22 protein-coding genes are annotated in these 26,831 nt (G+C 73.4%); 12 read left to right on the top strand and 10 right to left on the bottom strand.

Annotation, left to right across the window (positions count from 1 at the left end; all coding sequences use genetic code 11):
* Positions 1-5: 5 nt before the first annotated feature.
* From E4622_RS12510 to E4622_RS22795, 6 genes are all read right to left on the bottom strand, one after another.
* Positions 6-821 (bottom strand): ABC transporter permease, encoded by an 816-nt coding sequence (locus tag E4622_RS12510; protein WP_134740490.1) that lies wholly within the window; start codon positions 819-821, stop codon positions 6-8.
* Complete coding sequence (locus E4622_RS12505) at positions 818-1,789, bottom strand: ABC transporter ATP-binding protein (protein ID WP_134740489.1); 972 nt, start codon at positions 1,787-1,789, stop codon at positions 818-820. The genes E4622_RS12510 and E4622_RS12505 overlap by 4 nt, the downstream gene beginning before the upstream one ends.
* Positions 1,790-1,889: 100 nt before the next feature.
* Positions 1,890-2,876: an LLM class flavin-dependent oxidoreductase gene (locus E4622_RS12500; protein ID WP_134740488.1), complete on the bottom strand. Its 987-nt coding sequence runs from the start codon at positions 2,874-2,876 to the stop codon at positions 1,890-1,892.
* Positions 2,877-2,908: 32 nt separating this feature from the next.
* The gene (locus E4622_RS12495; protein WP_134740487.1) at positions 2,909-3,847 is read right to left on the bottom strand and encodes a GNAT family N-acetyltransferase; all 939 of its coding nucleotides are present in this window, start codon (positions 3,845-3,847) and stop codon (positions 2,909-2,911) included.
* A gap of 87 nt (positions 3,848-3,934) precedes the next feature.
* Positions 3,935-4,507: a YceI family protein gene (locus tag E4622_RS12490; protein WP_134740486.1), complete on the bottom strand. Its 573-nt coding sequence runs from the start codon at positions 4,505-4,507 to the stop codon at positions 3,935-3,937.
* Between the two features lie 176 nt (positions 4,508-4,683).
* Positions 4,684-4,836 (bottom strand): hypothetical protein, encoded by a 153-nt coding sequence (locus E4622_RS22795; RefSeq protein WP_167736061.1) that lies wholly within the window; start codon positions 4,834-4,836, stop codon positions 4,684-4,686.
* A 268-nt stretch (positions 4,837-5,104) separates the two neighbouring features.
* Between E4622_RS22795 and E4622_RS12485 the strand changes: the two genes are divergently transcribed.
* The 4 genes from E4622_RS12485 (at position 5,105) to E4622_RS12470 (ending at position 9,681) form a co-directional block, all read left to right on the top strand.
* Positions 5,105-5,368, top strand: a complete 264-nt coding sequence (locus E4622_RS12485; protein ID WP_209021895.1) for a hypothetical protein — start codon at positions 5,105-5,107, stop codon at positions 5,366-5,368.
* 13 nt (positions 5,369-5,381) lie between these two features.
* Complete coding sequence (glmS, locus tag E4622_RS12480) at positions 5,382-7,199, top strand: glutamine--fructose-6-phosphate transaminase (isomerizing) (RefSeq protein ID WP_134740484.1); 1,818 nt, start codon at positions 5,382-5,384, stop codon at positions 7,197-7,199.
* Between the two features lie 28 nt (positions 7,200-7,227).
* On the top strand, positions 7,228-7,806 hold the full coding sequence (locus E4622_RS12475; protein WP_134740483.1) for a hypothetical protein: 579 nt from the start codon (positions 7,228-7,230) through the stop codon (positions 7,804-7,806).
* A 78-nt stretch (positions 7,807-7,884) separates the two neighbouring features.
* Entirely contained in the window at positions 7,885-9,681 is a 1,797-nt protein-coding gene (locus E4622_RS12470) for a DEAD/DEAH box helicase (protein ID WP_134740482.1), read from the top strand.
* Positions 9,682-9,697: 16 nt separating this feature from the next.
* Here the strand turns inward: E4622_RS12470 and E4622_RS12465 are convergent, their stop codons facing one another.
* The 3 genes from E4622_RS12465 to E4622_RS12455 form a co-directional block, all read right to left on the bottom strand.
* Positions 9,698-10,576, bottom strand: coding sequence for an aminoglycoside phosphotransferase family protein (locus E4622_RS12465; RefSeq protein WP_209021894.1), 879 nt, complete (start codon positions 10,574-10,576; stop codon positions 9,698-9,700).
* A 285-nt stretch (positions 10,577-10,861) separates the two neighbouring features.
* Positions 10,862-11,329 carry a DIP1984 family protein gene (locus E4622_RS12460; protein WP_167736060.1) on the bottom strand — a complete coding sequence of 156 codons (468 nt, stop codon included), beginning with the start codon at positions 11,327-11,329 and terminating at the stop codon, positions 10,862-10,864.
* A 61-nt stretch (positions 11,330-11,390) separates the two neighbouring features.
* Positions 11,391-12,341, bottom strand: a complete 951-nt coding sequence (locus tag E4622_RS12455) for an NAD(P)/FAD-dependent oxidoreductase (protein WP_134740481.1) — start codon at positions 12,339-12,341, stop codon at positions 11,391-11,393.
* A gap of 58 nt (positions 12,342-12,399) precedes the next feature.
* Between E4622_RS12455 and E4622_RS12450 the strand changes: the two genes are divergently transcribed.
* From E4622_RS12450 to E4622_RS12415, 8 genes are all read left to right on the top strand, one after another.
* Positions 12,400-12,840: a MerR family transcriptional regulator gene (locus tag E4622_RS12450; protein WP_134740480.1), complete on the top strand. Its 441-nt coding sequence runs from the start codon at positions 12,400-12,402 to the stop codon at positions 12,838-12,840.
* A 59-nt stretch (positions 12,841-12,899) separates the two neighbouring features.
* Positions 12,900-13,916, top strand: a complete 1,017-nt coding sequence (locus E4622_RS12445) for an SGNH/GDSL hydrolase family protein (protein WP_280633760.1) — start codon at positions 12,900-12,902, stop codon at positions 13,914-13,916.
* 38 nt (positions 13,917-13,954) lie between these two features.
* On the top strand, positions 13,955-15,835 hold the full coding sequence (locus tag E4622_RS12440; RefSeq protein ID WP_134740479.1) for a penicillin-binding transpeptidase domain-containing protein: 1,881 nt from the start codon (positions 13,955-13,957) through the stop codon (positions 15,833-15,835).
* A gap of 148 nt (positions 15,836-15,983) precedes the next feature.
* A complete protein-coding gene (locus tag E4622_RS12435) occupies positions 15,984-18,704 on the top strand; it encodes a LuxR family transcriptional regulator (protein ID WP_134740478.1) in 2,721 nt (906 codons plus the stop codon).
* A 241-nt stretch (positions 18,705-18,945) separates the two neighbouring features.
* A complete protein-coding gene (locus tag E4622_RS12430; RefSeq protein ID WP_209021893.1) occupies positions 18,946-20,859 on the top strand; it encodes a M4 family metallopeptidase in 1,914 nt (637 codons plus the stop codon).
* Positions 20,860-21,096: 237 nt separating this feature from the next.
* On the top strand, positions 21,097-22,554 hold the full coding sequence (locus E4622_RS12425; RefSeq protein ID WP_134740477.1) for an NAD-dependent succinate-semialdehyde dehydrogenase: 1,458 nt from the start codon (positions 21,097-21,099) through the stop codon (positions 22,552-22,554).
* Positions 22,555-22,707: 153 nt separating this feature from the next.
* A complete protein-coding gene (locus tag E4622_RS12420) occupies positions 22,708-24,024 on the top strand; it encodes an MFS transporter (protein ID WP_134740476.1) in 1,317 nt (438 codons plus the stop codon).
* A 136-nt stretch (positions 24,025-24,160) separates the two neighbouring features.
* Complete coding sequence (locus E4622_RS12415) at positions 24,161-25,816, top strand: glycosyltransferase 61 family protein (RefSeq protein ID WP_134740475.1); 1,656 nt, start codon at positions 24,161-24,163, stop codon at positions 25,814-25,816.
* 19 nt (positions 25,817-25,835) lie between these two features.
* Here E4622_RS12415 and E4622_RS12410 read toward each other — a convergent pair whose 3' ends face one another.
* Positions 25,836-26,831, bottom strand: coding sequence for a LuxR family transcriptional regulator (locus E4622_RS12410; RefSeq protein WP_134740474.1), 996 nt, complete (start codon positions 26,829-26,831; stop codon positions 25,836-25,838).

The raw sequence follows: 26,831 nt of genomic DNA, 5'->3' as shown, positions 1-26,831 counted from the left end.
GGAGATCAGGTGCGGGGCTCCCACCGCAGCGCGCGGGCGGCGAGCCACACGGCCGCCGCGGTCCAGGCGGCCAGGACGAGGACCGGCTCGCCGGCCGCGACCCAGCTGTCGACGAAGCCGACGCTGCGCGAGCCGTCCTCCCCGAACCACGACAGGTCGACCAGCTGCCGGAGCGCGCCGGTGGGGGTGCGCTCCACGACCTCCGCGAAGCGCTGGGGGAACGCCGCCGACATCGTCCCGACGACGGCCAGCGCGATGATCGGCAGGCTGGTCATCTGCGCCGCCTCGGCCGTCTTCGTCCAGGCCGCGGTCCAGAATGCGAACGCCACGAACATCACCGACGAGACGAGCATCCCGACGAGGTAGAGCGGCACGTTGGCCGGCGCCGGGAGGCCGGCGGCGAGCCCGACCAGCAGGGTCAGGACCGAGAGGACGACCGCCGTGACGACGCCCGGGAGCGACAGCGCGACCACCAGCTCGGCGTCCCGGGTCTCGCCGGTGCGCAGCCGCTTGAGCACGAGCTCGTCGCGCCGCGAGACCACCAGGGAGAGGATGTTGTAGTAGACGGGGAACAGCAGCGCCGTCAGCAGCGCGGTGGTCACCGAGCTGGCTCCGATCTCGGTGTCGCCCCGCTCCCCGGAGAGCAGGAGCAGCAGCGGCAGCAGCGGCAGGACGAGCCCGTAGAGCAGGGTCAGGCGGTTGCGCGTCATCAGCAGCACGTTGGCGCGGGCCAGGCCCGTGACCCGGCGTCGTGAGACGGCGTACCCGCTCGTGCCGGTCGTGGATGCGGACGTGGGCGAGGAGGTCGTGGAGGTGCTCATCGGGTGCTTCCTTCCTGGTCGGCCACCTCGAGGAAGACCGACTCGAGGCTGGCGGTGCGGGCGGAGAGGTCGGTGAGGCGTACGCCGTCACGGTCGGCCCACGTGAGCAGCGCGGTCAGGGTGCGCTGGAGGTCGTCGGTCTCGACGACGGTGGTGCCGCGCTCGGTGGTGGCCGTGCCGCGCAGGTCGGGCAGCGGCCGGTCAGGGGTGGTGAAGCGGACGACGGAGGGATGCCCCTCCACGATCTGCGCCACCGTCCCGCGACGCACGATCCGGCCCTCGTGCATGATCGCGAGCTCGTCGGCGAGCGCCTCGGCCTCGTCGAGGTAGTGGGTCGTCAGCAGCACGGTCGTCCCGCCGTCACGCAGCGCGCGGATCAGCGACCACACGTCGCGGCGGCTCTCGGGGTCCAGGCCCGTGGTCGGCTCGTCCAGCAGCACGACCTCGGGGTCGCCCATGAGCGTGCAGGCGAGGTCGAGCCGGCGCTGCTCCCCGCCGGAGAGCCCCACGACGCGGGTGTCGGCCCGGCCGTCGAGCCGCAGCGCCGCCAGCATCTCGTCCACGGGCCGCGGCCGGCTGAGCGTGCTGTGCCACATCTGCAGCGTCTCCCGCACGCTCAGGTCACCGGAGAACCCGCTGCGCTGGAGCAGGATCCCGAGCCGGGGACGCAGCGCGGCCCGGTCGGCCACGGGGTCCAGGCCCAGCACCCGGAGCTCGCCCGCGCTGGGCCGGCCCAGACCCTCGACCAGCTCCATCGTGGAGGTCTTGCCGGCGCCGTTCGTGCCCAGCAGGGCGCTGACCGTGCCGGCCTCGACGTCGAGGTCGACGCCGCGCACCGCCTCGAAGGCCTGCTTGCCCGAGCCGTAGCTGCGGCGCAGGTCGCGCACCCGGATCGCGGGCTCGCCGGCGGCGGGTCGGGATCGGGCGTCGGGTCGTCGGTCCGGTCGCGAGGAGGTCGTCGTGTCCATGTCTCCACGGTGCCGCGACGGGGTCGCCCGCGGCAGTGCGCCACGTCATCGGTCTGTGGCCCTCGTGCACCGCCTCGCCATGACATCCGTCATGGGGCCCTCAGCCGGCGAGCGCGGGACGCACCACCTCGCTGATCAGCCGCACGCTCTCCCAGGACGGCTCGGCGGGCAGGCCGCCGCACGCGGGGTGGCTGGTCACCAGCCGGATCTCCTTGCTGCGGCACCGCTCGACGAGCTCGTCGGCGGTGAGCACGACGTAGACCCCGGCGGCGCGCATCTCCTCGACGGTGGCGGAGTCGTCCTGCACGTAGGAGCGCTGGTCGGTGCCGCGCCAGGCGGCGTAGCTGGTCGCGTCGGCCAGCAGGTGGTGGCCGTACGTCGCCCAGAACTCGTCGGGGTCGTCCGCGCAGAAGACGTTGGCCGGGCCCCGCGGCGAGCGCAGGATGAGGCCGGGCTCGCGACCGTGGGCGCGGCACGCCTCCTCGTAGGCCGCGTGCAGCACCGGGTCGCCGTGCTGCGGAGCGAAGTGCAGGCCGAGCCGGGCCGCGCGGCGGGCCGCGGCCAGCGAGCCGCCGCCGTAGAAGAGGACCGGGTGCGGCTGCGAGTACGGCGCCGGGGTGACCCGCACCGTCCGGCCCTCGTGCTCGAAGGGCTCGCCGCTCCAGGCCTGCTGGAGCACCAGGATCGCGGCCTCGATGTCGGCGCCGCGGGTCGCCCAGGGACGGCCGAGGTGCTCGTACTCCTCGGGCCGGTAGCCCAGGCCGATCGTGTAGCTGACCCGCCCGCGCGAGAGGTGGTCGAGCACTGCGATGTCCTCGGCGAGGCGCACCGGGTCGTAGAGGTTGGCCAGCAGCGCCGAGACCGTGATCGGCACCCTGCTGGTCACCGCGGCCACGGCCGCCGCGACCGGGATCGGGCTCGGGAGGTAGCCGTCGGCCGACGCGTGGTGCTCCGAGAGCATGATCGCGTCCTCGCCGTGCTCGTCGAGGTAAGCCGCCTGCTCGATCGCGCGCGCGAAGATCTCCTGCCGCTGGGCGGGGTCGGCGCCGGGGGCGCGGAAGTCGTAGCGGGTGACGAAGTGGGCCATGCCGCCACCCTGACAGAAAAGTAGAACAGGTTCTACGTGGATGGCACGACGGCGATCGCGCGGTTCACCCACACCGAGGTGACCTGCATGCCGACCTTCTCGTAGAGGCCGAGCGCGCCGGTGCGCGAGTCCGTGGACAGCGTCGAGCGCACGGCGCCGCGCTCGCGCGCCGCGGCGAAGGCGTCGACCAGCAGCGCCTGCGCCAGGCCGCGACCGCGCTGGTCGCGCCGGGTGGCCAGCCGGTCGACGTACCCCTCGCGGGCCGCGTCCTCGCCGTTGAGGTGGATGAGCGCGATCCCCACGACGTCACCGTCGGGGTCGGTGACCACGCGCAGGTTCCACGGCTCGAAGCCCGGCCGCAGCGGTACGCCGGCGCGCCAGTCCTCGAACGGCTCCCGGTCCCGCTCGGACCACTCGAGGAACGCGTCCTCCTGGACCGTCCAGACGTGCTCGTGGTCGGCCTCGGTCGCCTCGCGCAGCGCATAGCCCTCGGGCAGCGGACGCTCCGGGACCGTCGCGCCGTCGGGCAGCTCGAGCACCCAGCTGGTCCAGCGGACGTGGTAGCCGAGCGCCTCGAGCAGCCGGTCGGCCGGTGAGCCCTGCGGCACCGGCATGCCCACGACGGCAGTGCCCTGGGCGCGGGCGAGGTCCTGCATCCAGCGGGCCAGGGCGGTGCCGATCCCACGGCCGCGGTGGTCGGGGTGGACCGCCGCGTCGCCTCGGTCGCCGCCGGTGATCTCGGCGTAGGCGACGAGCAGGTCGTCCTGCAGGACGCCGACGGAGGTCCGCGTGACGTCGTAGGACGGGCGCTGCCAGTCGGCCACGATGTCGGCCTCCTCGATGACGACCTCGCCGACGTCGTGCAGCTCCTGGGCGGCCATGACCGCGGTCACCGCGGCGGCGTCGTCGAGGCGGAGGGGGCGGGAGGTGTAGCCCTCCGGCAGGCCGCTGAGCTCGGGTCGCGCGTGCATGGCCGCATTCAAGCAAAATGAACGCTGACCCGCCCGAGAGTTTCGGGCGGGTCAGCGTCGTGTGGACTGACGTAAGTCAGTCCAGGGTCAGCCGGCGTTCTGGATGGCTGAGATGTCGAGCTCGAGCTTGATCTTGTCGGAGACGAGGACGCCACCGGTCTCGAGGGCGGCGTTCCAGGTGAGGTCGAAGTCCTTGCGGTTGAGGGTCGTGGAGCCCTCGAAGCCGACGCGGAGGTTGCCGAAGGGGTCGCGGGCCGAGCCGGTCTCCTCGAACTCGATCGTGACGGGCTTGGTGGTGCCCTTGATCGTCAGGTCGCCGGCGATGGTCCAGTCGGAGCCGTCGCGGGAGACGTTCGTCGAGGCGAAGGTGATCTCGGGGTTGTTCTCGGCGTCGAAGAAGTCGGCGGAGACGAGGTGGCCGTCGCGGTCGGGGCTGCCGGTGGAGACGCTGGCGGTCTTGATGGTCAGCGTGACCGTCGAGGCGGACGGGTTGGCGGTGTCGATGTGGGCGGTGCCGCCGAAGTCGCCGAAGTGGCCGCGGACCTTGGTCACCATCGCGTGGCGCGCGACGAAGCCGAGGCGCGAGTGGCTCGCGTCGATGGTGTAGTCGCCGGCGATGTCGTCGATGACGGTGGTGCTCGGGTCGAAGTCGCTGCTCATGGGGATCTCCTCGGTGTCGGGTGGTTGAAGTGTCAACGATGATGCAAACGGACCAGGGTCCGCTTTCATTCCCGATGGGCTCGAGAAGTTCGCCGGGCCCGCACGCAGCGCACCGCCCCCCGCGGGTGCGGGAGGCGGTGCGAGTGTCGAGTACCCGCGCGAGGCGGGTCGGCGGGTCAGGCCGCGTGGTGGATCTGGACGGCAGCCGCCACCGGGGCGGCCTGCGCGGCAGAGATCCAGCAGGACTCCATGCGGGTGCGACCGGACGGGTCGACGACGGGGATCCAGCGCATCACGAGCTGCTGGTCGGACATCTGGGATTCGTACATGGGACACCTCCTGTTCATCTGGTGTTCACCAAGGTAGCACGTCCCCACTTAGAGGGACAGTCCCCGCCTGAGATCGGCAGTGACGCCCCACCTGAACCCTCCTGAGGAGTGCTGACGGGACTACTCGCTCCACTCCTCGGGGCAGCCCGAGGGGGACCAACACCGATCCACAGACCGCCCGGCGCCGAACTGGTCAGAAGTTGAGCGTTCCTGCCCGGAAACGGGCAGAAACTTGCAAGGAGCACGTCCGCCCGACACAGTGCTGTCTGTGGCACCGGACCGAGAGCTCGTGGAGCGCGTCGCGGCGAGCACCGGGCTGTCGCCGGCGGAGGCGGCCCGGGTGATCGAGGACGTGCTCGCGTTCGCCGCGGAGCCCGTCGAGGACTACGTCCGCCGGCGCCACACCGAGCTCAAGACGTACGGCGCGAGGAACCCCGAGATCTTCGCGCGCATCGCGAGCGAGCTGGCCGACCGCGTGGTCGCCGCCCCTCGCCTCACCGAGCGGCAGATCCGCCGCCTCATCTACACCTGAAGAGGACATCACCATGTGCGGCATCGTCGGCTACATCGGCACCCAGCAGGCAGCCCCGCTGCTGCTCGAGGGGCTCACCCGCCTCGAGCACCGCGGCTACGACTCGGCCGGCGTGGCCGTGCTCGGCTCGGGGCTGCGCGTGGCCAAGAAGGCCGGGCGCGTGCGTGACCTCAGCGCCGACCTCCCCAAGCGCTTCGGCGGCAAGATCGGCATCGGCCACACCCGCTGGGCCACCCACGGTCCCGCCAACGACGTCAACGCCCACCCGCACGTCGACGCGAAGGGCGACGTCGCCGTCGTCCACAACGGGATCATCGACAACGCCGCGGCGCTGCGCGAGCAGCTCACCGACGAGGGCGTGGAGCTGGTCAGCGACACCGACACCGAGGTGCTCGCCCACCTCGTCGCCCGCTCCACGGCCGAGACCCTGGAGGAGCGGGTGGCCGAGGCGCTGGCCGCGATCGAGGGCACCTACGGCGTGGCGGTGCTGCACGCCGACTTCCCCGACCGCATCGTCGTGGCCCGCAACGGCAGCCCGCTGATCATCGGCGTGGGGGACAAGGAGATGCACGTCGCCTCCGACCTCGGCGCGCTCGTCCGCTACACCACCACCGTCGCGCACCTCGACGACGGCGAGATGGCCACGGTGACCGCCACCGGCTTCACGACGTACCGCCAGGACCTGACGCGGGTCCAGCGCACGGCGACCCAGGTCGACGTCGACCCGGCCTCCTACGACGCCGGCGAGCACGAGTCGTTCATGCGCAAGGAGATGCTCGAGCAGCCCGCCGCCGCGGAGCGGGTGCTGCGCGGGCGGCTCGACGAGCGCTTCGGCACCGCCCACCTCGGGGGCCTCAACATGGACGCCCGGGAGACCCGCGAGATCCGACGGGTCAAGATCCTCGGCTGCGGCTCCGCCTACTACGTCGGGCAGATGGGCGCCTCGCTGGTCGAGGAGCTGGCGCGGATCCCGGCCGACGCCGAGGCCGCGAGCGAGTTCCGCTACCGCAACCCGATCATCGAGCACGACACCCTCTACGTCGCGGTCAGCCAGTCCGGCGAGACCATCGACACGCTGCTGGCCGTGCAGGAGATCCGGCGCAAGGGCGGGCGCGTCATCGGCCTGGTCAACGTCGTCGGCTCGGCGATCGCACGTGAGTGCGACGGGGGGATCTACCTGCACGCCGGGCCCGAGGTGGCCGTGGCCAGCACCAAGGCCCTGACCAACATGTTCCTGGGCTTCGCCCTGCTGGCCCTCCAGCTCGGCCGGGTCCGCGACCTCTCGATCTCGGAGGGCAAGCGCCTCATCGACGCGCTCACTGCGATCCCCGCGCAGCTGCAGGAGGTCCTCGACGGCGAGGACCGGCTGGCCGAGATCGCCACCGGGCTGGCGCAGGCGGAGTCGCTGTTCTTCGTGGGCCGCGTGCGCGGCTTCCCGGTGGCGCGCGAGGGCGCGCAGAAGTTCAAGGAGATCAGCTACCGCCACGCCGAGGCCTACCAGACCTCCGAGCTCAAGCACGGGCCGCTCGCCCTGATCTCGCCGGAGGTCCCGACGGTCGCAGTCGTACCGGACGACGAGCTCACCGAGCGCAACGTCGGCGCCCTGCACGAGATCGCCGCGCGTCGTGGGCCGCTCGTGGTGGTCACCCACCCCGACGTCGACCTGCGCGGGCTGGACGTCCAGCGCATCGACGTACCCCGCAGCGCGCGCGAGCTGGACCCGATCCTGCTGACGATCCCGCTGCAGCTGCTGGCCTTCCACGCCGCGCAGGTCCTCGGCCACGACATCGACAAGCCGCGCAACCTCGCCAAGAGCGTCACCGTGGAGTGAGGTGTCCGCTGCTGGGTAGGGACGAGTCATGACCCGCCTCCTCGCCGGCGCGACCGCACTCCTCGTCCTCACGCTCGCCGGCTGCAGCGATGACGAGCCTGCGGACCGCGAGGCCGGCCGGCCACACCGCCCGGAGGCCACGGCGTCCGGGTCGGCGACCGAGGGCGAAGGGGCCGGCGAGGAGGACGAGACCGGCCCGCCGTGCGACACCGTCGACGACGAGCAGCTCTCGCAGTGGGCCGGCTCCTCGCAGACGGTCATCGGTCCGCAGGAGGGCTTCGAGGTGCACTGCTTCTCCCGGATCGACCCGGACGACAGCCTCGAGCTGACGTGGCGCTTCGAGGACGGCAGCGACACCCTGGCCGAGCTGGTCGAGCTCGAGAGCGACCCGAGCCTCGCCCAGCGGGAGGTCCGTCTCGCCGGCGGCGTGCGCGCCGTCATGCTCACCGGCGACTACGTGGGCTCACCGCACACGCGCATCATCGCCGAGGTCGAGGAGGGCCTGCTCGTCGTCGACGCGAGGAACAACGGCATCGGCGACGTCCTCCGCACCGCCGACGAGCTGCGACGGATCGCCACCCGGGTCGCCACGGCGTACGCCGGGTGAGGGCGCTGCGAACCGCGTGATACAAGCCACCGCGCTGGCGAATCTGACGCTGGGGCGCGCAGCCACTACCGTTGACGGGTGACCACACCATCAGAGACCGACACGATCGAGGGAGCGACTCCCACCTTCGCGGACCTCGGGCTCGGTGACGCAGTGCTCAAGGCCCTGAAGGACGTCGGCTACGAGAGCCCGTCCGCCATCCAGGCCGCCACCATCCCGCCGCTCCTGGCCGGCAACGACATGGTCGGCCTCGCGCAGACCGGTACCGGCAAGACCGCGGCGTTCGCGCTGCCGATCCTCGACCAGCTCGACGTCAAGCAGAAGAAGCCGCAGGCCCTCGTGCTCGCGCCGACCCGCGAGCTGGCGCTCCAGGTCTGCGAGGCGTTCGAGAAGTACGCCGCCCACACGCGCGGCGTCCACGTGCTGCCCGTCTACGGCGGCCAGGCCTACGGCGTGCAGCTCAGCGCCCTGCGTCGCGGCGTGCACATCGTCGTCGGCACCCCCGGCCGGATCATGGACCACCTCGCGAAGGGCACGCTCGACCTCTCGGAGCTGCGCTTCCTGGTGCTCGACGAGGCCGACGAGATGCTCAACATGGGCTTCGCCGACGACGTCGAGACGATCCTCGCCGACACCCCGGACACCAAGCAGGTCGCGCTGTTCTCGGCGACGATGCCCGCGCAGATCCGACGCCTGTCGAAGAAGTACCTCAACGACCCGGTCGAGATCACCGTCAAGAACAAGACCACGACCTCGGTCAACACCACGCAGCGCTACCTCATCTGCAGCTACCCGCAGAAGGTCGACGCCCTCACGCGCATCCTCGAGGTCGAGAACTTCGAGGGGATGATCGTCTTCGTCCGCACCAAGAACGAGACCGAGACCCTGGCCGAGAAGCTGCGGGCCCGCGGCTTCTCCGCGATGGCCATCAACGGCGACGTCGCGCAGGTGCAGCGCGAGCGCACGGTCAACCAGCTCAAGTCCGGCAAGCTCGACATCCTGGTCGCGACCGACGTCGCGGCCCGAGGGCTCGACGTCGAGCGGGTCAGCCACGTCATCAACTACGACATCCCGACCGACACCGAGTCCTACGTGCACCGCATCGGCCGCACCGGCCGGGCCGGGCGCAAGGGCGACGCGATCTCGTTCGTGACCCCGCGCGAGCAGTACCTCCTCAAGCACATCGAGAAGGCCACCCGTCAGCCGCTGACCAAGATGGCGCTGCCGACCGCCGAGGACGTCAACGTCACGCGTCTGGCGCGCTTCGACGACCAGATCACCCAGGCGCTGAGCTCGCCCTCCATCGGCTTCTTCCGCGACGTGGTGAGCCACTACATCCGGGCCAACGACGTGCCCGAGGTCGACGTGGCCGCGGCGCTCGCGATCGCGATGCAGGGCGAGACCCCGCTGCTGCTCGACCCCGAGGTCGAGCGTCGTGCGCAGGCCAAGGAGCGCGCCGACCGCGCCGAGCGGGCACCTCGCAAGGACCGCCCCGAGCGCGGCGGCCAGGGTGCGGGGCCGGAGCGCCGCCCGCGCGGCGGCTCCGACCAGCCGATGGCGCAGTACCGGATCAACGTCGGCCGTCGGCACAAGATCGAGCCGCGTCAGATCGTCGGTGCCATCGCCAACGAGGGCGGCCTGAGCCGCGGCGACTTCGGGCACATCCAGATCCGCCCGGACTTCTCGCTCGTCGAGCTCCCGGCCGAGCTGCCCGCCGAGGTCTGGAAGAAGCTCGAGAACACCCGCATCAGCGGCAAGCTGATCGAGCTCACCGAGGACAAGGGCCCGCGGATGAACCGCACCCGCCCGCCCGAGGGTGACGGCGCCGACGGCGGCGACCGCCCCTTCAAGAAGCCGCGCCACAAGAAGAGCTGAACGCTGTCGCGTGCGGTCACCCCGCGCGCGACAGCACCCGCTCCAGCCGGTCCTCGAGGCGCCGCCGGGCCAGGTCGTCGCCGACGTCGATCCCCAGCTCGCGCCACGGCGTCGCCACCTTGGTGGGGTCGGGCAGGTAGCCGACCACGTCGAGCAGCGCCCAGTAGGGCTCGTGGTCGTCCTGGCCGTAGGCGGTCGTGAAGCGCTCCGCGGCGTCGCCGCCGTGCAGCAGGGCGAGGTAGGTCGCGGCGTGCGCCACGTCCAGCGCGGCCGGCCCCCAGGACGTCTCCACCCAGTCGACGACACCGCTCACGCACCCGTCTCGCCACAGCACGTTGCCGAGGTGGAAGTCGCGGTGCAGGAAGCGCCCCTGGTACGCCGGCGGACCGGCGTCCAGCCGCGCGAACGCCTCGCGCCACCGGCCCGGCCGCGCCGCCCAGGGCGGCACCACGCGCTTGGCGGGCGACGCCCAGGACTCGTACTCGCGGGGCCGGTCCGGCCCGGGGTCGACCGCGTGGATGTCGTGCAGGGTCCCTGCGAGGCTCGCCAGCAGCTCGTCGGTGCAGGCGCGCAGCTCGAGCGCGCCGGGGAGGTGCGTCATCAGGTGGGCCGGGTGGCCGGCCAGCTCGCCGGTCGGATCCACCCCGAGGCTGCGCGGTGACGGGACCGACGTACGGGCGAGGAGGGTGTGGACCTCGGACTCACGCCCCAGCAGCGCGGACCCGTGGTGGCGCCAGGGCTGGCGCGTCAGGAGCCGCAGGACCGCCTGCTCGCCGTCGGCGGCGGTGAGCCGCAGCATCGTGGAGGTCCACCCGCCGCGCAGGGGCGTGGCCGTGGTGACCGGCCGCCCCCACACGCGCTCGGCCCACCCCGTCGCCCGCGCCAGACCCACCACCCGCGCGATCCTGCCATGGCGCCTCGGCGGCGGGCGACGTACTCGACGGTGCCGCTCCGAGGGGCGGTCACGAGCTCAGACGGTGAGGTCCCCGTACCCGCCCTCGGCGACCGGCCAGCACACGGTGATGAGTCGTCCTGCGTGCGGTGTCACCGGTGAACGGTGCTGGGCTGTGCGTGAAGGCCAGTCGGCCAGGCGCTGCCCACCGCGCCGCGGAGCCGGGATTGGCCGCCCGGCACGGCTCGTGCTCGCTCCGGTGCGCCTACCGACTCACCACGTCTGAGCTCAGACCTCCACCAGGACGGCCTCCCAGTTGGTCCGCTGGACCAGGACGTCGAGCGCCCGGAGCTCCTGCGCGACCTGGTCGGCCTGGCGCCGTACCTCGGCGACCGGCAGCGCCGCGATCTGACGGAGCTCGCTGCGCATCTGGCGGTATCCGTGCCCACTGCCCGACGCGGCCGCCGCCGCCGCGACCAGCAGCGAGTGGTGTGCTCGGAGTGCCTCACGCTCGGCGAGGAGCTCGGTGAGGGTGCGGCCGTCGGCCACCGTCGTGGTGGCGTTGGTCAGGTTGATCGCCGTCACCAGACGACGCAGCTGCACGAGGACGTCACCGCACTCGCGCAGCAGGGCCGCCGCGTCCTCGGAGGGCTCCTCGCCCTCCTGGTAGCGGGCGTTCGTCTCGATGCGCTGACGCAGCTGCTCCACGCGCTTCTGCAGGTCAGCCCGCTCGATCAGGGCCTCGGCCACCATCATGGGCAGGATCGTGGCACGACGCTGCTCCGTGCGCCGGACCGGGTGTCCCTGCTGCCCTGCGCTACGCCGGCACCGGCACCGGGTGGTCGATCGCGAGCAGGTCGGCGACGCAGGCGGCGCCGGCGACCAGGCCGGCGGAGGCGGCGGTGAGGACGGAGGCGAACGCCATCGGCAGCTCGGCCACGTGGGCCAGGTCGCCGGCGGCGTAGACGCCGGGCAGGCTGGTGCGGCCCATGACGTCGACCTCGATGCCGCCGGAGGGCAGCATCGCCAGTCCCAGCTGCTCGGCGAACGGCGCCGACTGGGTGAGCGTCGTCGACACGAACACCCCGGCGGCCTCCTCGTCCGGCCCCGCGGCGAAGGAGACGGTCGCCCCGGTCTCGCTGGGCGCGAGGCCGCTGACGCGGTCGTCCCGCACGGCGACCCCCGCACCCGACAGCAGGCTCAGCGTCGGCGCGTCCAGGTCGCCGCCGTCGGTCAGCACGGTGACCCGGTCGGCGATCCGCGACACCATGAGCGCGAGGCGCGAGACGTGCGGGCCGGCCCCCAGCAGCGCCACGTGCCCGCCGGCGAACTCGTGGCCGTGGCAGAAGGGGCAGTGCGCGACCACGTCGCCCCAGAGCTCCTCCAGGCCCGGGAGCTCGGGGAGCGTGTCGCGCAGCCCGGTCGCCAGCACCACCCGGCGCCCGAGTGCCTGCGAGCCGTCGGCGAGCGTCACGGTGAAGCCGTCGCCGGCGGCGTTGTCGCCGGCCGGCTCGACCGAGGCCACGGTGGTCGAGCGCCGCTCGACCGTGGCGTACTCGTCGAGGTCGCGGTGGGCGAGCGCACGGAACTCCGAGGGCGGCGTCCCGTCACGGGTCACGAAGTTGTGCAGGTGACCCGTCGGGTCGTTGCGGTAGCTCCCCGAGTCGAGGAGCAGCACCTGGTGGTGCATGCGGCCCAGGGTGAGGGCCGCCTGGAGGCCGGCGGGTCCGCCGCCGACCACGATCACGTCGTACTGGTCGATCTGCATCTGCGTCTCCTGACGTCGAGAACTTGTGTCAGTCACGAGGATGTGTCTTCATGTTGACATGAAGTCAAGCGCCCAGGTCGACCTGTCGGTCGGCGAGCTCGCGGCCCGTTTCGGGGTGGCCACCCACGTCCTGCGCCACTGGGAGGACGTCGGCCTCCTCGCGCCGGTCCGCGACGGCGGCGGGCGACGCCGCTACGGTCGCGACGACGTCTACCGCGTCGCGGTGATCCTGCGCAGCAAGGCCGCGGGGATGAGCCTGGAGCAGATCCTGGTGCTGCTGGACGCGGAGTCCGGCGACCGGCACCGGGTGCTGGAGCAGCACGTCGCCGACCTCGACCGGCGCATGCTCGAGATGCAGCGCTCGCGGGAGATGACCGAGCACGCGCTGCGCTGCCGGGCGCACGACATCGCGACCTGCCCGCGCTTCCGCGACCACGTCGAGGACCTCGTGACCGGAGCGGCCGACGGCGGCGCGCTCTGGTCGACGCCCCACTGGTAGTGGCATGGTGTGTGACGCGCGCCACACCGCCGTGGCGGCCCGCGTCTCGGAGGTCTCACGTGCTCACACGTCTCGCTCGTCCCGCCCTGCTCGCCCTGGCAGCGCTGGCCACCACGCTGGGCACCACGGCCACGCTCCTCGTGGCCCCGCCCGCCCAGGCGGCCGGTCCGTCCTACGTCGCCCTCGGCGACTCCTACTCCTCCGGCACGGGCACCCGCTCCTACCTCGCCGACGGCACCTCCTGCCAGCGCTCGACGTACGCCTACCCGAGCCTGCTCGCTGCTGCCCGCGGCTACGCGCTGAACCTGCGCGCCTGCTCCGGCGCCAAGATCGCCGACGTAACCAGCGCCCAGCTCAGCGCGCTGTCGGGGACCACGCGCTACGTCACGCTCTCGGTCGGCGGCAACGACGCCGACTTCACCGGCGTGCTCACCGAGTGCGCCACGCCCTGGTGGGCCGGCGACTGCGACGGCGCCATCGACACCGCGCAGGCCTTCATCCGCACCACCCTGCCCGGCCGCCTGAGCACGCTGTACTCCGCGATCCGCTCACGCGCCACCAGCGCCAAGGTGGTCGTCGTGGGCTACCCCCGGATCTTCCAGGGCGAGGACTGCAACGCCCTCACGTGGTTCTCCCCCGCGGAGGAGACGCGGCTCAACCAGACCGCCGACCTGCTCAACAGCAAGCTGGCCGCCGCCGCGTCCGCGCGCGGCTTCACCTTCGCCAACCCCACCAGCCGCTTCACCGGCCACGCCGTCTGCGACAGCCCCGAGTGGCTCAACGGGCTGTCCAACCCGATCAGCGAGAGCTACCACCCCAACCGCCTCGGCCACTCCTCCGGCTATGCGCCGCTGGTCAGCCCGCTGCTGACCGGCGCTGCCGCGCGCGGCACCACCACGTCGTACGGGGCGCGGGTGCCGGCCGCGGAGATCCTGGCCTCCCAGCGCCGCTACGCCGCGGTCGACGCGCGCATCGAGCCGGAGACGTTCCGCGTGCCCGACCTGACCACGCGTGCCGCACGCGTGGCAGCCCGGCGCGCGGGCATCGACCTCGAGCGGTGGCTCGCCCGCCACTGATCGCGAGGCCCGAGGGCGACGGATGCTAGAAGGGACGCATGCGTTCTCGCCTCGCGGGCCTTACCGCGCTCGTCCTGCTCCTCGCCGCGTGCGACTCCTCGGGCGACCCGGCCGACGAGGGCCCGGCCCCCGACGCGGCCGCGGAGGCGCTGGCCGCCGGGCTGGTCAGCGGTGACCTCGCCGACGTCACGTTCACCCAGGTGACGTCGGCGGAGGTCAAGGCCGAGCTGGGCGAGGTCGTCGAGGGCATGGGCGACGTCGAGCCCGCCGTCGAGGCCGGTGACGTCGCCACCGAGGGCGACACCGCGACCGCCACGCTCTCGTGGTCCTGGCCGGTCAGCCCGGACCAGCCCTGGACCTACGACAGCGAGGCGACGCTGACCCGCGTCGACGACGAGTGGCAGGTCGTGTGGACGCGCGAGCTGGTCGAGCCCACGCTGGGGGAGTCGACGACCCTCGACCTCACGCCGGTCCGCGCCCCTCGCGGCGACATCCTCGGCGCGCGCGGGCTCAAGATCGTCACCCCCCGCGACGTCGTCCGCCTGGGCATCGACCGCGGCCAGGTGCCGAAGGCCCAGGCCGGTGCCTCGGCGCGCCGGCTCGCCCGGCTGGTCGGCATCGACGTCGCCCCCTTCGTCAAGCAGGTCACGGGTGCGGGCGAGCTCGCGTTCGTCGAGGCCATCGTCTACCGCGCCGACGAGGTGCCGGAGCGCGTCGGCGACGGCTACGAGCAGATCCCCGGCGCCCGCGCCCTCGGCGACGACGTACCCCTGGCGCCGTCACGCGAGTTCGCGGCGCCGATCCTCGGCACCGTCGGGGAGGTCACCGCCGAGATGGTGGCCGAGGAGCCCGAGCGCTACCAGCCGGGCGACCAGGCCGGGCTCTCCGGCCTGCAGTCCCGCTACGACGAGCAGCTGCAGGGCACCCCGGGTGCCGTCGTCAACGCGGTCGGCTCCGACGGCAAGGAGCGCGAGCTGTTCCGCGTGGACGGGGCCCCGGGCAAGCCGCTGAAGCTCACGATGGACCTCGACCTGCAGATCGAGGCGGAGCTGCTGCTGCGCGACGTCGGGCCGTCCAGCGCCATCGTCGCCCTCCGCCCGAGCAACGGCGACCTCCTCGTCGCCGCCAACGGTCCCGGCACCGGTGGCCAGAACATCGCCACGTTCGGGCAGTTCGCCCCCGGGTCGACGTTCAAGGCCGCCAGCGCCCTGGCGCTGCTGCGCGCCGGCGTCACCCCCGACACCCCCGTGCCGTGCACCACGACGATCACCGTCGACGGCAAGCGCTTCAAGAACTACTCCGACTACCCCGCCTCGGCGATCGGCCGGATCCCGCTGCGTACCGCCCTGGCCAACTCCTGCAACACCGCCTTCATCTCCCAGGCGCCCCGGCTCGGCGAGCTCGACCTCTTCGAGGCCGCCTCCGCGCTCGGCCTGGGCATCGACCACGACCTCGGCTTCCCGGCCTACTTCGGCCAGGTGGAGCCGGCCGCCTCACGCACCGAGAAGGCCGCCAACTTGATCGGGCAGGGGCGGATCCTGGCCTCGCCGATGGCCATGGCGGCGGTGGTCGCCTCGGTGCAGCGCGGCGCCGTGGTCGTCCCCCGGCTGCTGCCCTCGGTCGAGGTGACGCCGCCCGACGTCAAGGCGCTGAGCCCGAGCGAGGCGCGCGAGCTCAAGGCGATGATGCGCGGGGTCGTCACCGACGGCAGCGGCGCCGGGCTCCTGGACGTCCCCGGGCCCGAGGTGATCGCCAAGACCGGCACCGCCGAGTTCGAGCGCGACGGCCGGGTCCAGACCCACGCATGGATGATCGCGGCCCAGGGCGACCTCGCGGTGGCGGTCTTCGTCGAGGTCGGGGCCTCCGGCTCCCGCACCGCCGGCCCGATCCTGGAGGCCTTCCTGCGCAAGGCCCGCTGAGTCGCGCCCGCCGGGGTAGTCCCTGACGTTGGTGTCATCGAAGAGGCCCCCAGACGACACGAGCGTCAGGGACTACCCCGCGGGGAGCTGGCGTCTCGGGGCGCCGGAGGGCTGTCCCTGCGGCACTGCCAGCCCTACCCTGACAGGGATGTCTCGGGTCGTCGGCCGTCGCACCCTGCTCTCGGAGGTCCAGGTCCTTCTCGGGCGGGGCGAGTCCGTCGCGCTCCACGGCCCGGTGGGGGTCGGCAAGAGCGCGCTGCTCGACCACCTGGAGGAGCACCACCGCGCCGGTCGCGGGGCGGTCTCGCTGCGGGCCGGCGGCGCCGCCGACGAGCACGGGCTGCCGTTCGCCGCCCTGCGCGACCTGCTGGCCCAGGTGCCGGCGACGTACGTCGCAGGGCTGCCCGACACCACGCGTGCGGTGGTCGAGGCGGGGCTCGTCGGCATCGAGGCCACCGACGACCTGCGCTCCGACCTCGCGGCCGCCTTCCACTCGGTGCTCGACGCCTGGGGCACCGAGCAGCCGATCCTGCTGCTCCTCGACGACGTGCAGTGGCTCGACGGTGAGTCCTCGCGCATCGTCGGCTACGCCCGGCGCCGGTTGCGCGGACGGGTCGCGGTGGTCGCGACCGTCGGGCCCGGCGACGCCGACGCGGACGTCGACGTCAGCGACCTGCACCCGGTGGAGGTGCCGCCGCTCGCGGCCGACGACATGGTCGACCTGCTGTGCGCCCACGGTCTGCCCGCCGACGTCGCCCACACCGTCTACGTCGAGTCCGGCGGCGTGCCGTCGCTCGCGCTGGCGCTGACCGGGGCGATCGGCGCCACGCCGTCCCTCCTCGGGCGCCCGACCCCGCTCCCGACCAGCCTCGAGCGGGTGCTGCGCGACCGCGTCCTGGCCCAGCCCGCCGGCGTGCGCGAGACCCTGTGCCACGCCGCCCTGCTGCACCGCCCCACCGCCCGCCAGCTCGAACGGGCCGGGCGACTGAGCGCCGACGACGAGCTGCGCCGCGCGGCGCAGGCGGGCCTGGTCACGGGACCGGAGGGCGCCGTGCGGTTCACGCCCACGATGCTGCGCACGATCGTGACCGACGCGATGGCCGCCACCGACCGCGCCGCGCTGCACCGTCGCCTGGCCGACGTCGCCGCGACCCCGGCGGAGCGGCTGCGTCACGTCGCGCTCGCCGACCCGCGACCCGACGCCGACCTGGCCCACGAGCTCGGCCTCGCGGCCCGTGAGGCGCTGGAGTCCGGTGGACGCGAGCTCGCGGCCGAGCTCTACCTGCTCGCGGCCGACCGCGCGCCCTGCGAGCTGGCGCTGGAGCGGGTCGAGTGGCTGGCCACGGCGGTCGAGACCGCCGCCCCCGGCAACCACGTCGAGCTCCTCCACCGCGGGCTCACGGACTTCCTCGAGACGCATGCCACCCCCGCCCAGGCGGTGCGGGTGCGCCTCGCCGTACCCGAGCTCGCCGGCAGCGGCCCGGCGTTCCTCGACGAGGTGCTCACGGCCGCGCTCGCCGACGCGGGCGAGGACGACCGACTGGTCGCGATGGTCCTGCTCCAGCGGTCGCGGATGGCGCTGATGGAGTCGCGTCCGGCCGCCGCCGCCAGGTCGGCCGAGCGCGCCGTGGGGCTCCTCGAGGCCTCGGGCGACGTCGACGACCTGGCCGTGGGCCTGACCGCGCTCGCCGTCGCGCGCCGCTGGCTCGGCCTCGACCACGCCGACCACCTCGCACGCGCGGTCGCGCTCGATGTCCCGGTGCCCACCGGCTTCCTGCACACATCGCCGGCCTACATGGCAGCCCGGTTCGCTCTCTACGACGACCGCCTCGACGATGCCTGGACCGGCTTCCTGGCGATGCTGGCCCACGTCGAGCGGGGCGCCGGCATGGACCACGTCCACGTCCTGCGGTGCCTGGTCGAGGTCGCCGCGCGCACCGGGCGGTGCCGGGAGGCGAGGGAGTACGCCGAGCGGGCGACCACGGTGGGGGAGGAGTTCGGGCTGAGCGCCCACACCGGCTGGTTCATCACCGCCCAGGCCGAGCTCGTGGGGGGCGACCTGGCCCGGGCCGTCACGCTGGCCCAGCGGGGCGCGGAGGCCGCGGGGGAGCGCGGCGACATCCGCTACCTGCAGCGCCACCTGATCCTGCTCGGGCAGGGGCTCCTGCGCAGCGGGGACGCCAGCGGCGCCCGCGACGCGCTCACCCGGATCCGCGAGCTGGAGCGCGAGCACGCGATCGCCGACCCGACCGTCAACCGCTGGCAGGCCGAGCTGGTCGGCGCCCTCGTCCTGCTCGGCCAGCTCGACGAGGCCGAGTCGCTGCTGGCGCAGGCGCGTGGCGTCCTCGACGGCCGCAGCGGCACCGACGGCGTCGCCGCCCAGCTCGACCGCGCCGAGGCCGAGCTGCTCATCGCGCGGGGTGACCTGGTCGGCGCCGAGCTGGTCCTGGACCGCTCCGCCAAGGTGGCCGCCGACGTCGGCATGCGCATCGACCTGGGCCGCACCCTCGTGACCCGCGCCCACCTCGAGCGCCGCCGCCGCCGCGTCGCCGCGGCCCGGGCGGCGCTCCAGGAGGCGCACGACCTGTTCACCTCCCTCCACGCCCGCTCCTGGGTCCGCCAGGTGCAGGCCGAGCTCCTGCCCCAGCGCTCCGGCCCCGGCGTCGACCCGCTCCTCGACCGCCTCACCGACGGCGAGCGCCGCGTCGCGCGCGAGGTCGCCCAGGGCGCCAGCAACCGCGAGATCGCCGAGCGCACCTACGTCAGCGTCAAGACCGTCGAGGCGACCCTCACCCGCATCTACCGCAAGCTCGACCTCCGCTCCCGCACCCAGCTCGCCACCCTCCTCGTGCCCCAGCCCCCCGAGTAGCCAGGAGGGGTTTCGAGACAGGCGCCAGGGCGCCTTGCTCAACCCCCGGGACCGCCGGCGGTCGAGGAGGGACGAAGTCCCGTCTCGAGACCCCGCGAGCCGAGAAGCAGCCGCCACCCGGTCGACAAGGGTTTCCCCCCTTACCCCCGGGGGGTGGCGTTCCTAGGTTCGGGTCCAGGCCGCACCGTCACCCACGGTCGGCCACCGCAGGACCCCACCCCACCACCCCCCAGGGAGAGCCATGAGAACCACCACGCTGCTCGGTGCAGCGCTGGCGAGCGCGCTGTCCGGCGCGCTCGCGCTGAGCATGCAGGCGCCGTCGTACTCCACGTCGGACCTGCCCGCCGCCCAGACCCAGGACGCCCGCGCCCAAGGCGCCGTGGCCCAGGGCGAGGGGCGCACCCGGGCCATCGAGGCCGCGTCCGACTACGTGCGCGAGCACCGCACGGCCTTCCGCGCCGGTGCCCGCGACTCGTTCACGCGGGTCGCGACGACCCCCGGTTCGCGCGGCAGCCACTACGTCGCCTACACGCGCACCTACCGCGGCCTCCCGGTCTACGGCGGCGACTTCGTCCTCGCCGTCGACGGCTCCGGCAAGGTCACCGGCTCCACGAGCGGCCAGGAGCGCCGGATCTCCCTCGCCTCGGTGCGCCCGACGGTCACCCGCGCCCAGGCCAGGGCCACCGCCCGCCGCCAGGTCACCCGGGCGGCGCGCGTCACCAAGCCCCGCCTGACCGTCTACGCCGAGGGCACGCCCCGGCTCGCCTGGGTCACGAAGGTGACCGGGCGCAAGGCCGGCAGCCCGTCCATCCAGACCGTGTGGACCGACGCGCGCACCGGCAAGGTGCTGCTCGCGTGGGACCTGGTCCGGCACGGCAGCGGCACCGGCTACTACAACGGCGCGGTCACCATCGGCACGTCCGGCTCGGGCTCGTCGTACTCCATGACCGACGGCGGTCACCCCGGCCTCAAGTGCGGCGGCCAGAACGGCGCCGTCTACACCGGCACGGACAACGTGTGGGGCAACGGCTCGGGCACCAACCTGGAGACCGCCTGCGTCGACGTCCTGTACGCCGCCGGCAAGGAGACCGACATGCTCTCGGCGTGGCTGGGTCGCAACGGCATCAAGGGCGACGGCACCAACTACCCCGCCCGGGTCGGCCTCAACGACGTCAACGCGTTCTACAACGGCAGCTACCTCAGCTTCGGCCACAGCCAGGACAACGCGCGCCAGCTGACCGCGATCGACATCGTCGCCCACGAGAACGGGCACGGGGTCTTCCAGACCACCCCGGGCGGCTCCACCGGCGGCAACGAGACCGGCGGCCTCAACGAGGCGGCCGGCGACATCTTCGGGGCGCTCACCGAGGCCTACGCCGCCAACCCCAACGACCCGGCCGACTTCCTGGTCGGTGAGGAGGCCGACCTGGTCGGTCAGGGCCCGATCCGCAACATGTACAACCCCAGCGCGGTCGGCGACCCCAACTGCTACTCCTCGAGCATCCCCAACACCGAGGTGCACGCGGCGGCGGGTCCCCTCAACCACTGGTTCTACCTGCTCTCGCAGGGCTCCAACGCCTCCCCGGCGTCGCCGACCTGCAACGGCTCGACGGTGACGGGCGTCGGCATCCAGACGGCCGGCAAGATCTTCTACAACGGCCTGCTGCTCAAGACCTCGTCGTGGACCCACGGCAAGGCCCGGGTGGCGACGCTGACCGCCACCAAGAACCTCTACGGCTCGACCGACTGCACGACGTTCGCCAAGGTCAAGGCCGCCTGGGACGCCGTCTCGGTCCCCGCGCAGTCGGGTGAGCCCACCTGCGGCGGCTCGACGCCTCCCGGTGGCGGCACCTGTTCCGAGGTCACCGCCACGGGCACCGTCGCCTCGCGCGCCTCGTCCTACAAGCCGTCGACGTCGGGCTTCACGGCTGCGGCAGGCGTCATCAACGCCTGCCTGACCGGTCCGTCGGGCACCGACTTCGACCTGTTCCTGCAGAAGCGCAGCAGCAGCGGCACCTGGTCCGACGTCGCGGCCAGCGAGAGCTCGTCCTCGTCGGAGTCGATCGCCTACACCGCCGGTGCCGGCACCTACCGGGTGGAGGTCTACGCCTACTCCGGCTCGGGCTCCTACACCCTGAGGTACGACGTGCCGTAGGCCCGTCCGCAACGCACACCCCACGCGGGGCCCGGCCGTCGGCCGGGCCCCGCGTCGGCGTCCGCCGGGGGGTCGCACGTGCCCCGGAAAGGGGAGAGCCCCTTGCCGCATGGGGTCGGCAAGGGGCCCAACGTCGCCTTCTCGGTGCTCCCTCGAAAGTCGACTCCTCGATGCTACGCCCCCGACCGTGACCCCGTATCCGTTTCCCCGGTTGTCCCCAGGTGACAGAGTGATTTCATGACCGGACTCGACCTGCTGGGCGCCCAGCAGCGCAACCTGTTCATCGGCGGCACCTGGCGGGAGGCCGCGAGCGGCGCCCGGATCGAGGTGATCGACCCGGCTGACGGCTCGGTGCTGACCGACGTGGCCGACGCCTCCACCGAGGAGGCCGTCGAGGCCCTGGACGCCGCCGTGGCGGCCCAGGCCGACTGGGCGCGTACGCCGCCGCGCGAGCGTGGCGAGATCCTGCGCCGCGCCTTCGAGCTGCTCACCGCGCGCGCCGACGACGTCGCGCACCTGATGAGCCTCGAGATGGGCAAGCCGGTCGCCGAGGCCAAGGGCGAGGTGGCCTACGGCTCGGAGTTCTTCCGGTGGTACTCCGAGGAGGCCGTGCGCATCCACGGCCGCTGGATGCAGGCGCCCGCGGGCGGCAGCCGGCTCCTGACCGTGCGCAAGCCGGTCGGCCCGTGCCTGTTCATCACCCCCTGGAACTTCCCGCTCGCGATGGGCACCCGCAAGATCGGGCCCGCCATCGCGGCCGGCTGCACGATGGTCGTCAAGCCGGCCTCGCAGACGCCGCTGACGATGCTGGCGCTCGCCGCGATCCTGGAGGAGGTCGGCCTCCCCGCCGGCGTCCTGAACGTCGTCACGACCTCGTCCACGGGCGAGCTCAGCACCGCGCTGCAGAGCGACGACCGGCTCCGCAAGGTCAGCTTCACCGGCTCCACCGCCGTCGGCCGCACGCTCGTCGCGCAGTCGGCCGACCAGCTCCAGCGCCTGAGCATGGAGCTCGGCGGCAACGCGCCGTTCCTGGTCTTCGAGGACGCCGACCTCGACGCCGCCGTCGAGGGTGCGATGGTCGCCAAGATGCGTAACATGGGCGAGGCCTGCACCTCGGCCAACCGCTTCCTGGTGCACGCCAGCGTGGCGACCGAGTTCGGGGAGCGGCTCGGCCAGCGCATGGGCGGCCTGAGGCTGGGCCGCGGCCAGGACGAGGGGGTCGACGTCGGCCCGCTCATCGACGAGAAGGCGCTCGACGGCGTCACCCGGCTGGTCGCGGACGCCATCGACGACGGCGCCCGCGTCGTCACGGGTGGCTCCGCCCCCGACGGCCCCGGCTTCTTCTACTCCCCGACCGTCCTCGTCGACGTCCCGCCGGGCTCCGCCATCAACACCCAGGAGATCTTCGGCCCGGTCGCACCGATCACGACGTTCGAGACCGAGGCCGAGGCGATCGAGCGCGCCAACGCCACCGAGTACGGCCTCGCCTCCTACGTCTACACCCGCGACCTGGCTCGCACCATCCGCCTGGCGGAGTCGCTGGACTTCGGCATGGTCGGCGTCAACACCGGCCTGGTGTCCAATCCCGCGGCACCCTTCGGCGGCATGAAGGCCAGCGGCTTCGGCCGCGAGGGCGGCTTCGAGGGCATCGAGGAGTACCTCGAGACGACGTACGTCGCCCTCCCCGCCGACTGAGGAGGCGCGCGCCGCTTGACCTCAAGCGGGCTTGAGCTTGTCCACTGGGGTCATGCACGCGATCGGGCAGCACGACCTCGGCCTCGCCGCGCCACCGATGAGTCGGCTCGCGCCTGTCGGTCCTTCCCGTCACGATGGGACGCGGAGGACGCCATGACCGACCAGCTCGAGGTCGACCCCGACGGGGTCGCCGACCCGCCGCCCGGGCGGCAGCTGCCCCGCGCCCTCACGCCGTTCCGCCACCCGGCCTACCGTCGGCTGGCCGTCGCCCTCGTCCTCACCACCTTCGCCAGCGGCGTGTGGACCGTCGGGCTGGTCTGGGAGGTCATCCGCATCGGCGGCGGCCCGGGCCAGCTGTCGGCGGTCACCACCGCGGGCGCCGTGGGCGTGCTGCTCCCGGCGCTGCTGGCCGGTGTCGTCGCCGACCGCGTGCCGCAGAAGACGATCCTGATCGGGGTCGCCACGCTCGAGCTGTGCGGCATGGCCACCGTGGCCGCGCTGTCCTACGCCGACCTCACCGAGCTCTGGCACCTCGCCGCCGTGACGTTCCTGGTCGGCATGGGCATGGCGTTCTACTACCCCGCCTACTCCGCGTGGCTGCCCGCGCTGGTGCCCGAGTCGGACCTGATGGCGGTCAACGGCTTCGAGGGCATGGTCCGCCCCACGATCGGACAGGCCGTGGGGCCGGGCGTCGCGGGCGTCGTCGTCGGCGTGCTCAGCTCCAGCGCCGCGGTCGGGGTCGCGGCCGCCGCGTCCGGGCTCGGGCTGCTGGCGCTGACCGCCGTGCCCAAGACCGCCGTACGCCGCGACCCGGAGGCCGACGACGACGACCGGCCGGCGGTGGCCGGCGCCCTCGCCGACATGCGCGAGGGTTTTCACTACATGGTGCGCACGCCGTGGCTGCTCGCGACGCTGCTGTTCGCCTCGATCATGATCCTGGTGCTGATGGGGCCGCTGGAGGTGCTGGTGCCGTTCCTGGTCAAGGACCGGCTGGGCGGCGGAGCGGGCGACCACGCGCTGGTGCTCGGCGCCTTCGGCATCGGCGGTGCGGTCGGGTCGCTGGCGATGGCGTCCTTCCGGATGCCGCGCCGCTACCTCACCGTCATGAACCTCATGTGGGGCGTCGGCTGCCTACCCCTCGCCGTGATGGGCGTGGCGACCGATGTGTGGCAGGTCGTCGTCGCCGCGCTGGTGCTCGGTGCGATGTTCTCGGCCCCGATGGTCATCTGGGGCACGCTCCTGCAGCGCCGGGTCCCGCCCCACCTGCTGGGGCGGGTGGCGTCGCTGGACTTCTTCGTGTCGATCAGCCTGATGCCGGTGTCGATGGCGCTGGCCGGACCGGTCTCGGAGGCCATCGGCCTGCGCACGACGTTCTTCATCGCCGCGGTGGTGCCGGGCGTGGCCGCCGTCGTCGCAACGGTCTGGGCGCGGCTGCCCCAGGACGAGATCGCGCACCCGCTGCGCGACTGACCGGTCCGGCCACGTCCGTCCCACGGTCGGGAGCACGTCGTCCGCCGCGCTCGACAACCCCCTCAGGGTCGCGCGGCGTAGACGTGGTGTGAGATCCGTGACTGCTGATGTCGTGCGCTCGGGTGTGAGGGGGGCCATGGCCCGCCTGGCCCGTCCGGAGCCGACCGCCGCCGACCGGCTGGAGGAGCTCGAGGATGCGGATCTCGCGGTCGCGCTGTGCCCGTTGCTGCTCCGGCTCGGGGAGCGGCCCGCTCCGGCCGTGGCCGTCGTCGCCGATGTGGCCGACCCCCCGATCGCGCGGGCGCTGCTCGAGGTGTGGCCGCAGGCCCGCCTCACCGTGCTCGACCCGGCCGTCGGGGACTCCGACCTGCACGTGGCCCTGGCGGCCGCCGGGTCCTTCGACGCGATCTTCGACCTGGCGGACGAGCGGGGGGCGAGGTCGCGGCAGATCCTCTTCCACCTCCGCCGCGGCGGGCTCCTCGTCGTCATGGACGCCCGGGCCGAGGGTGCCCGGGCCGCGGAGACCGCGCTCACCGCCGTCCGGTCGAGCCTGCTGCCCGACGACGTGCTCGACCCCGACGACCTGCACCTCGCCCGCGCGGTCGAGTCCGTGACCGTGCGCGGTGACCACCTGGTGCTGAGCGCCAACCCGCGCGGGCGGCCCTACCTGGCGAAGCTGCGCGAGGAGGAGGTCGACGCCTACCTCGAGGCGACCGACGGGCGCGTCGGCCGGGTGCTCACGAGCCGTCCCGGCTCGGTGGTCGTGAACCCGGCCCCGGTCGTGGTCTCGGAGTCCGAGAGCGCGATGGTCTACAAGACGACCTTCCGGGCGCCTCCGCTGCGGGTGCGCGAGTACGACCGTGCGGAGTGCCGGGTGGGGCAGGTGCTGTGCACCGACAACGTCGTGCTGCCCGACACCTACCGGCACAACTTCCGGGCCCGGCTCAACAACCGGTTCACGGTGCCGGCGGCGCCGCGCTTCGCCCAGACGAAGGGACCGGATCCCGCGGACCTCGACGGCACGTGGTTCTACCTCGACTCGGAGTTCCGCGGTCACTTCGGGCACGCGATGACCGAGCAGCTCTCGCGTCTCTGGGCGTGGGAGGAGGCCAAGGCGGCGCACCCCGACCTCCGGGCGCTGGTGCTGGTCAACGGTGCCCACACCACGATCGCCGAGTGGGAGTACCGGCTGTACGAGGCGGCCGGCGTCCGGCGTGAGGACCTGGTGCTGCTGGACGGACCGGTCCGGCCCGAGCGCCTGCTCGCCGTGACGCCGGCGTTCTCGCAGCCCGGCTACGTCCACGAGGCGGCCCGCGAGGTCTACGACCGCGTCGGGGACGACCTCGCGGCCGACGCGCCGTCCCGGGAGTACGCAGACCGGATCTTCTGCAGCCGCCGTCACGAGAAGCGCTCGGCGACCAACCCGGCCGAGGTCGAGGAGTTCTTCGCCCGGCGAGGGTTCGAGATCGTCTATCCCGAGGACTACCCGCTGGGCGAGCAGGTGCAGATGTTCCGCTCGGCGACCGAGCTGGCGGGGTTCGCCGGCAGCGCGATGTTCTCGATGGCGTTCGTGCGCGAGCCCAAGCGGGTGACGCTGGTGTCCGCCGAGACGTACTTCGCGCAGAACGAGGGGCTGTTCGCGGCCATGCGCGGGCACCAGCTGAACGTCGCCTGGTGCCGCGCGCACCGGCATCGACCCGACGGGACGCTCATCAAGAAGAAGCTGCACGCCACGTTCACCTTCGACGACGCGCGTGAGGGCGAGTTCCTGCGCCGGATCCTCGACGCGTGAGCCCGGCGACGACCTCGGGTCAGGCCGGCACGGCGAACGCCGGCTCGAGGCCGGCGCGCGAGGTGATGCCGAGCTTGCGGTAGGTGCGCGAGAGGTGCCACTCGACGGCCTTGACCGAGACCTCGAGCCGCTCGGCCGCCTGGCGGTTCGTGAGACCAGCGGCGACGAGGCCGGCGACGCGCAGCTCGGCGGGGGTCAGGACCGCCAGCGCCTCCGAGCGCACCCGGTGCGGCGACTCCCCGCAGCGGTCGAGCAGCCGCCGGATCCGGCTCTGCAGCGGCCAGAGCTCCTCGAGCCCCGCGTAGAGCTCCGCCCCGCGCAGCAGCAGCACCGCCTCGGGCAGGGCTGCGGGGTCGTGGCGCAGGAGCAGCAGGCCGGCGAGGTCGGCGTCGACCTGGGCGGCGAGCCGGCCCGCGGTGACGCCCGTCAGGGCCGCGCGGGCCTGGCGCAGGGTCTCCACGCGGTGGCCGCCGGGGTCGGCGGCGGCGAGGGTGCGCAGGGCCTGGGCGATCGCGAAGGAGGACCCGTGGGCCACGGCGATGCGGTGCTGCTCGACGGCGAGGTCGGCCGCCTCGTGGTGTCGGCCGGTGAGCACCAGCGCGAGCGCGGCGCCCGCGCGCCAGGGGAGCCGCTCGGGGTCCTCGGGGCCGGCGGCGGCGGCCCGCCCGGCGGCGAGCAGGTGCTCGGCGGCGTTCTCGGCGTCCCCGAGCGCCGCGGCGAGCTCACCCTTGGCGTGGTGAGCGAAGGCACCGGCGAGGCCGGTCGTCTCGACGTGCGGCGTGAGCTCGTCGACCAGGCGCATCGCCTCCGCGAGGTCGCCGCGGGCCAGCCGGCACTCCGAGCGCAGCGCCAGGAGCCGGGCCCGCCCGGCTGCGTCGAGGGTCCCGGAGGCGGTCGCCAGGGCGTCCAGGTCACGCAGCGCCGCGCCGATCGCACCGGCCCTGACCAGGGCGGACGCCGCGTCGAGGGCGGTGGCGAGGTCGGTGACGGGAGGCGACGCCTCGGACGGGGACAT

The sequence above is a fragment of the Nocardioides sp. 503 genome (assembly GCF_004522095.1).
In the GTDB taxonomy this organism is placed as follows: domain Bacteria; phylum Actinomycetota; class Actinomycetes; order Propionibacteriales; family Nocardioidaceae; genus Nocardioides.
The sequence above is the reverse complement of the archived record's forward strand: the minus strand, read 5'-3'. Positions and strand labels throughout refer to the sequence as shown.

Bases quoted from the DNA above. Each gene is read 5' to 3' on its own strand.
- E4622_RS12510 (WP_134740490.1), bottom strand. From the start codon at position 821: ATGAGCACCTCCACGACCTCCTCGCCCACGTCCGCATCCACGACCGGC.
- E4622_RS12410 (WP_134740474.1), bottom strand. From the start codon at position 26,831: ATGTCCCCGTCCGAGGCGTCGCCTCCCGTCACCGACCTCGCCACCGCC.
- E4622_RS12415 (WP_134740475.1), top strand. From the start codon at position 24,161: ATGGCCCGCCTGGCCCGTCCGGAGCCGACCGCCGCCGACCGGCTGGAG.
- E4622_RS12475 (WP_134740483.1), top strand. From the start codon at position 7,228: ATGACCCGCCTCCTCGCCGGCGCGACCGCACTCCTCGTCCTCACGCTC.
- E4622_RS12440 (WP_134740479.1), top strand. From the start codon at position 13,955: ATGCGTTCTCGCCTCGCGGGCCTTACCGCGCTCGTCCTGCTCCTCGCC.
- glmS (WP_134740484.1), top strand. From the start codon at position 5,382: ATGTGCGGCATCGTCGGCTACATCGGCACCCAGCAGGCAGCCCCGCTG.
- E4622_RS22795 (WP_167736061.1), bottom strand. From the start codon at position 4,836: ATGTACGAATCCCAGATGTCCGACCAGCAGCTCGTGATGCGCTGGATC.
- E4622_RS12460 (WP_167736060.1), bottom strand. From the start codon at position 11,329: ATGATGGTGGCCGAGGCCCTGATCGAGCGGGCTGACCTGCAGAAGCGC.
- E4622_RS12490 (WP_134740486.1), bottom strand. From the start codon at position 4,507: ATGAGCAGCGACTTCGACCCGAGCACCACCGTCATCGACGACATCGCC.
- E4622_RS12425 (WP_134740477.1), top strand. From the start codon at position 21,097: ATGACCGGACTCGACCTGCTGGGCGCCCAGCAGCGCAACCTGTTCATC.
- E4622_RS12450 (WP_134740480.1), top strand. From the start codon at position 12,400: ATGAAGTCAAGCGCCCAGGTCGACCTGTCGGTCGGCGAGCTCGCGGCC.
- E4622_RS12505 (WP_134740489.1), bottom strand. From the start codon at position 1,789: ATGGACACGACGACCTCCTCGCGACCGGACCGACGACCCGACGCCCGA.
- E4622_RS12455 (WP_134740481.1), bottom strand. From the start codon at position 12,341: ATGCAGATCGACCAGTACGACGTGATCGTGGTCGGCGGCGGACCCGCC.
- E4622_RS12495 (WP_134740487.1), bottom strand. From the start codon at position 3,847: ATGCACGCGCGACCCGAGCTCAGCGGCCTGCCGGAGGGCTACACCTCC.
- E4622_RS12435 (WP_134740478.1), top strand. From the start codon at position 15,984: ATGTCTCGGGTCGTCGGCCGTCGCACCCTGCTCTCGGAGGTCCAGGTC.
- E4622_RS12420 (WP_134740476.1), top strand. From the start codon at position 22,708: ATGACCGACCAGCTCGAGGTCGACCCCGACGGGGTCGCCGACCCGCCG.
- E4622_RS12500 (WP_134740488.1), bottom strand. From the start codon at position 2,876: ATGGCCCACTTCGTCACCCGCTACGACTTCCGCGCCCCCGGCGCCGAC.
- E4622_RS12430 (WP_209021893.1), top strand. From the start codon at position 18,946: ATGAGAACCACCACGCTGCTCGGTGCAGCGCTGGCGAGCGCGCTGTCC.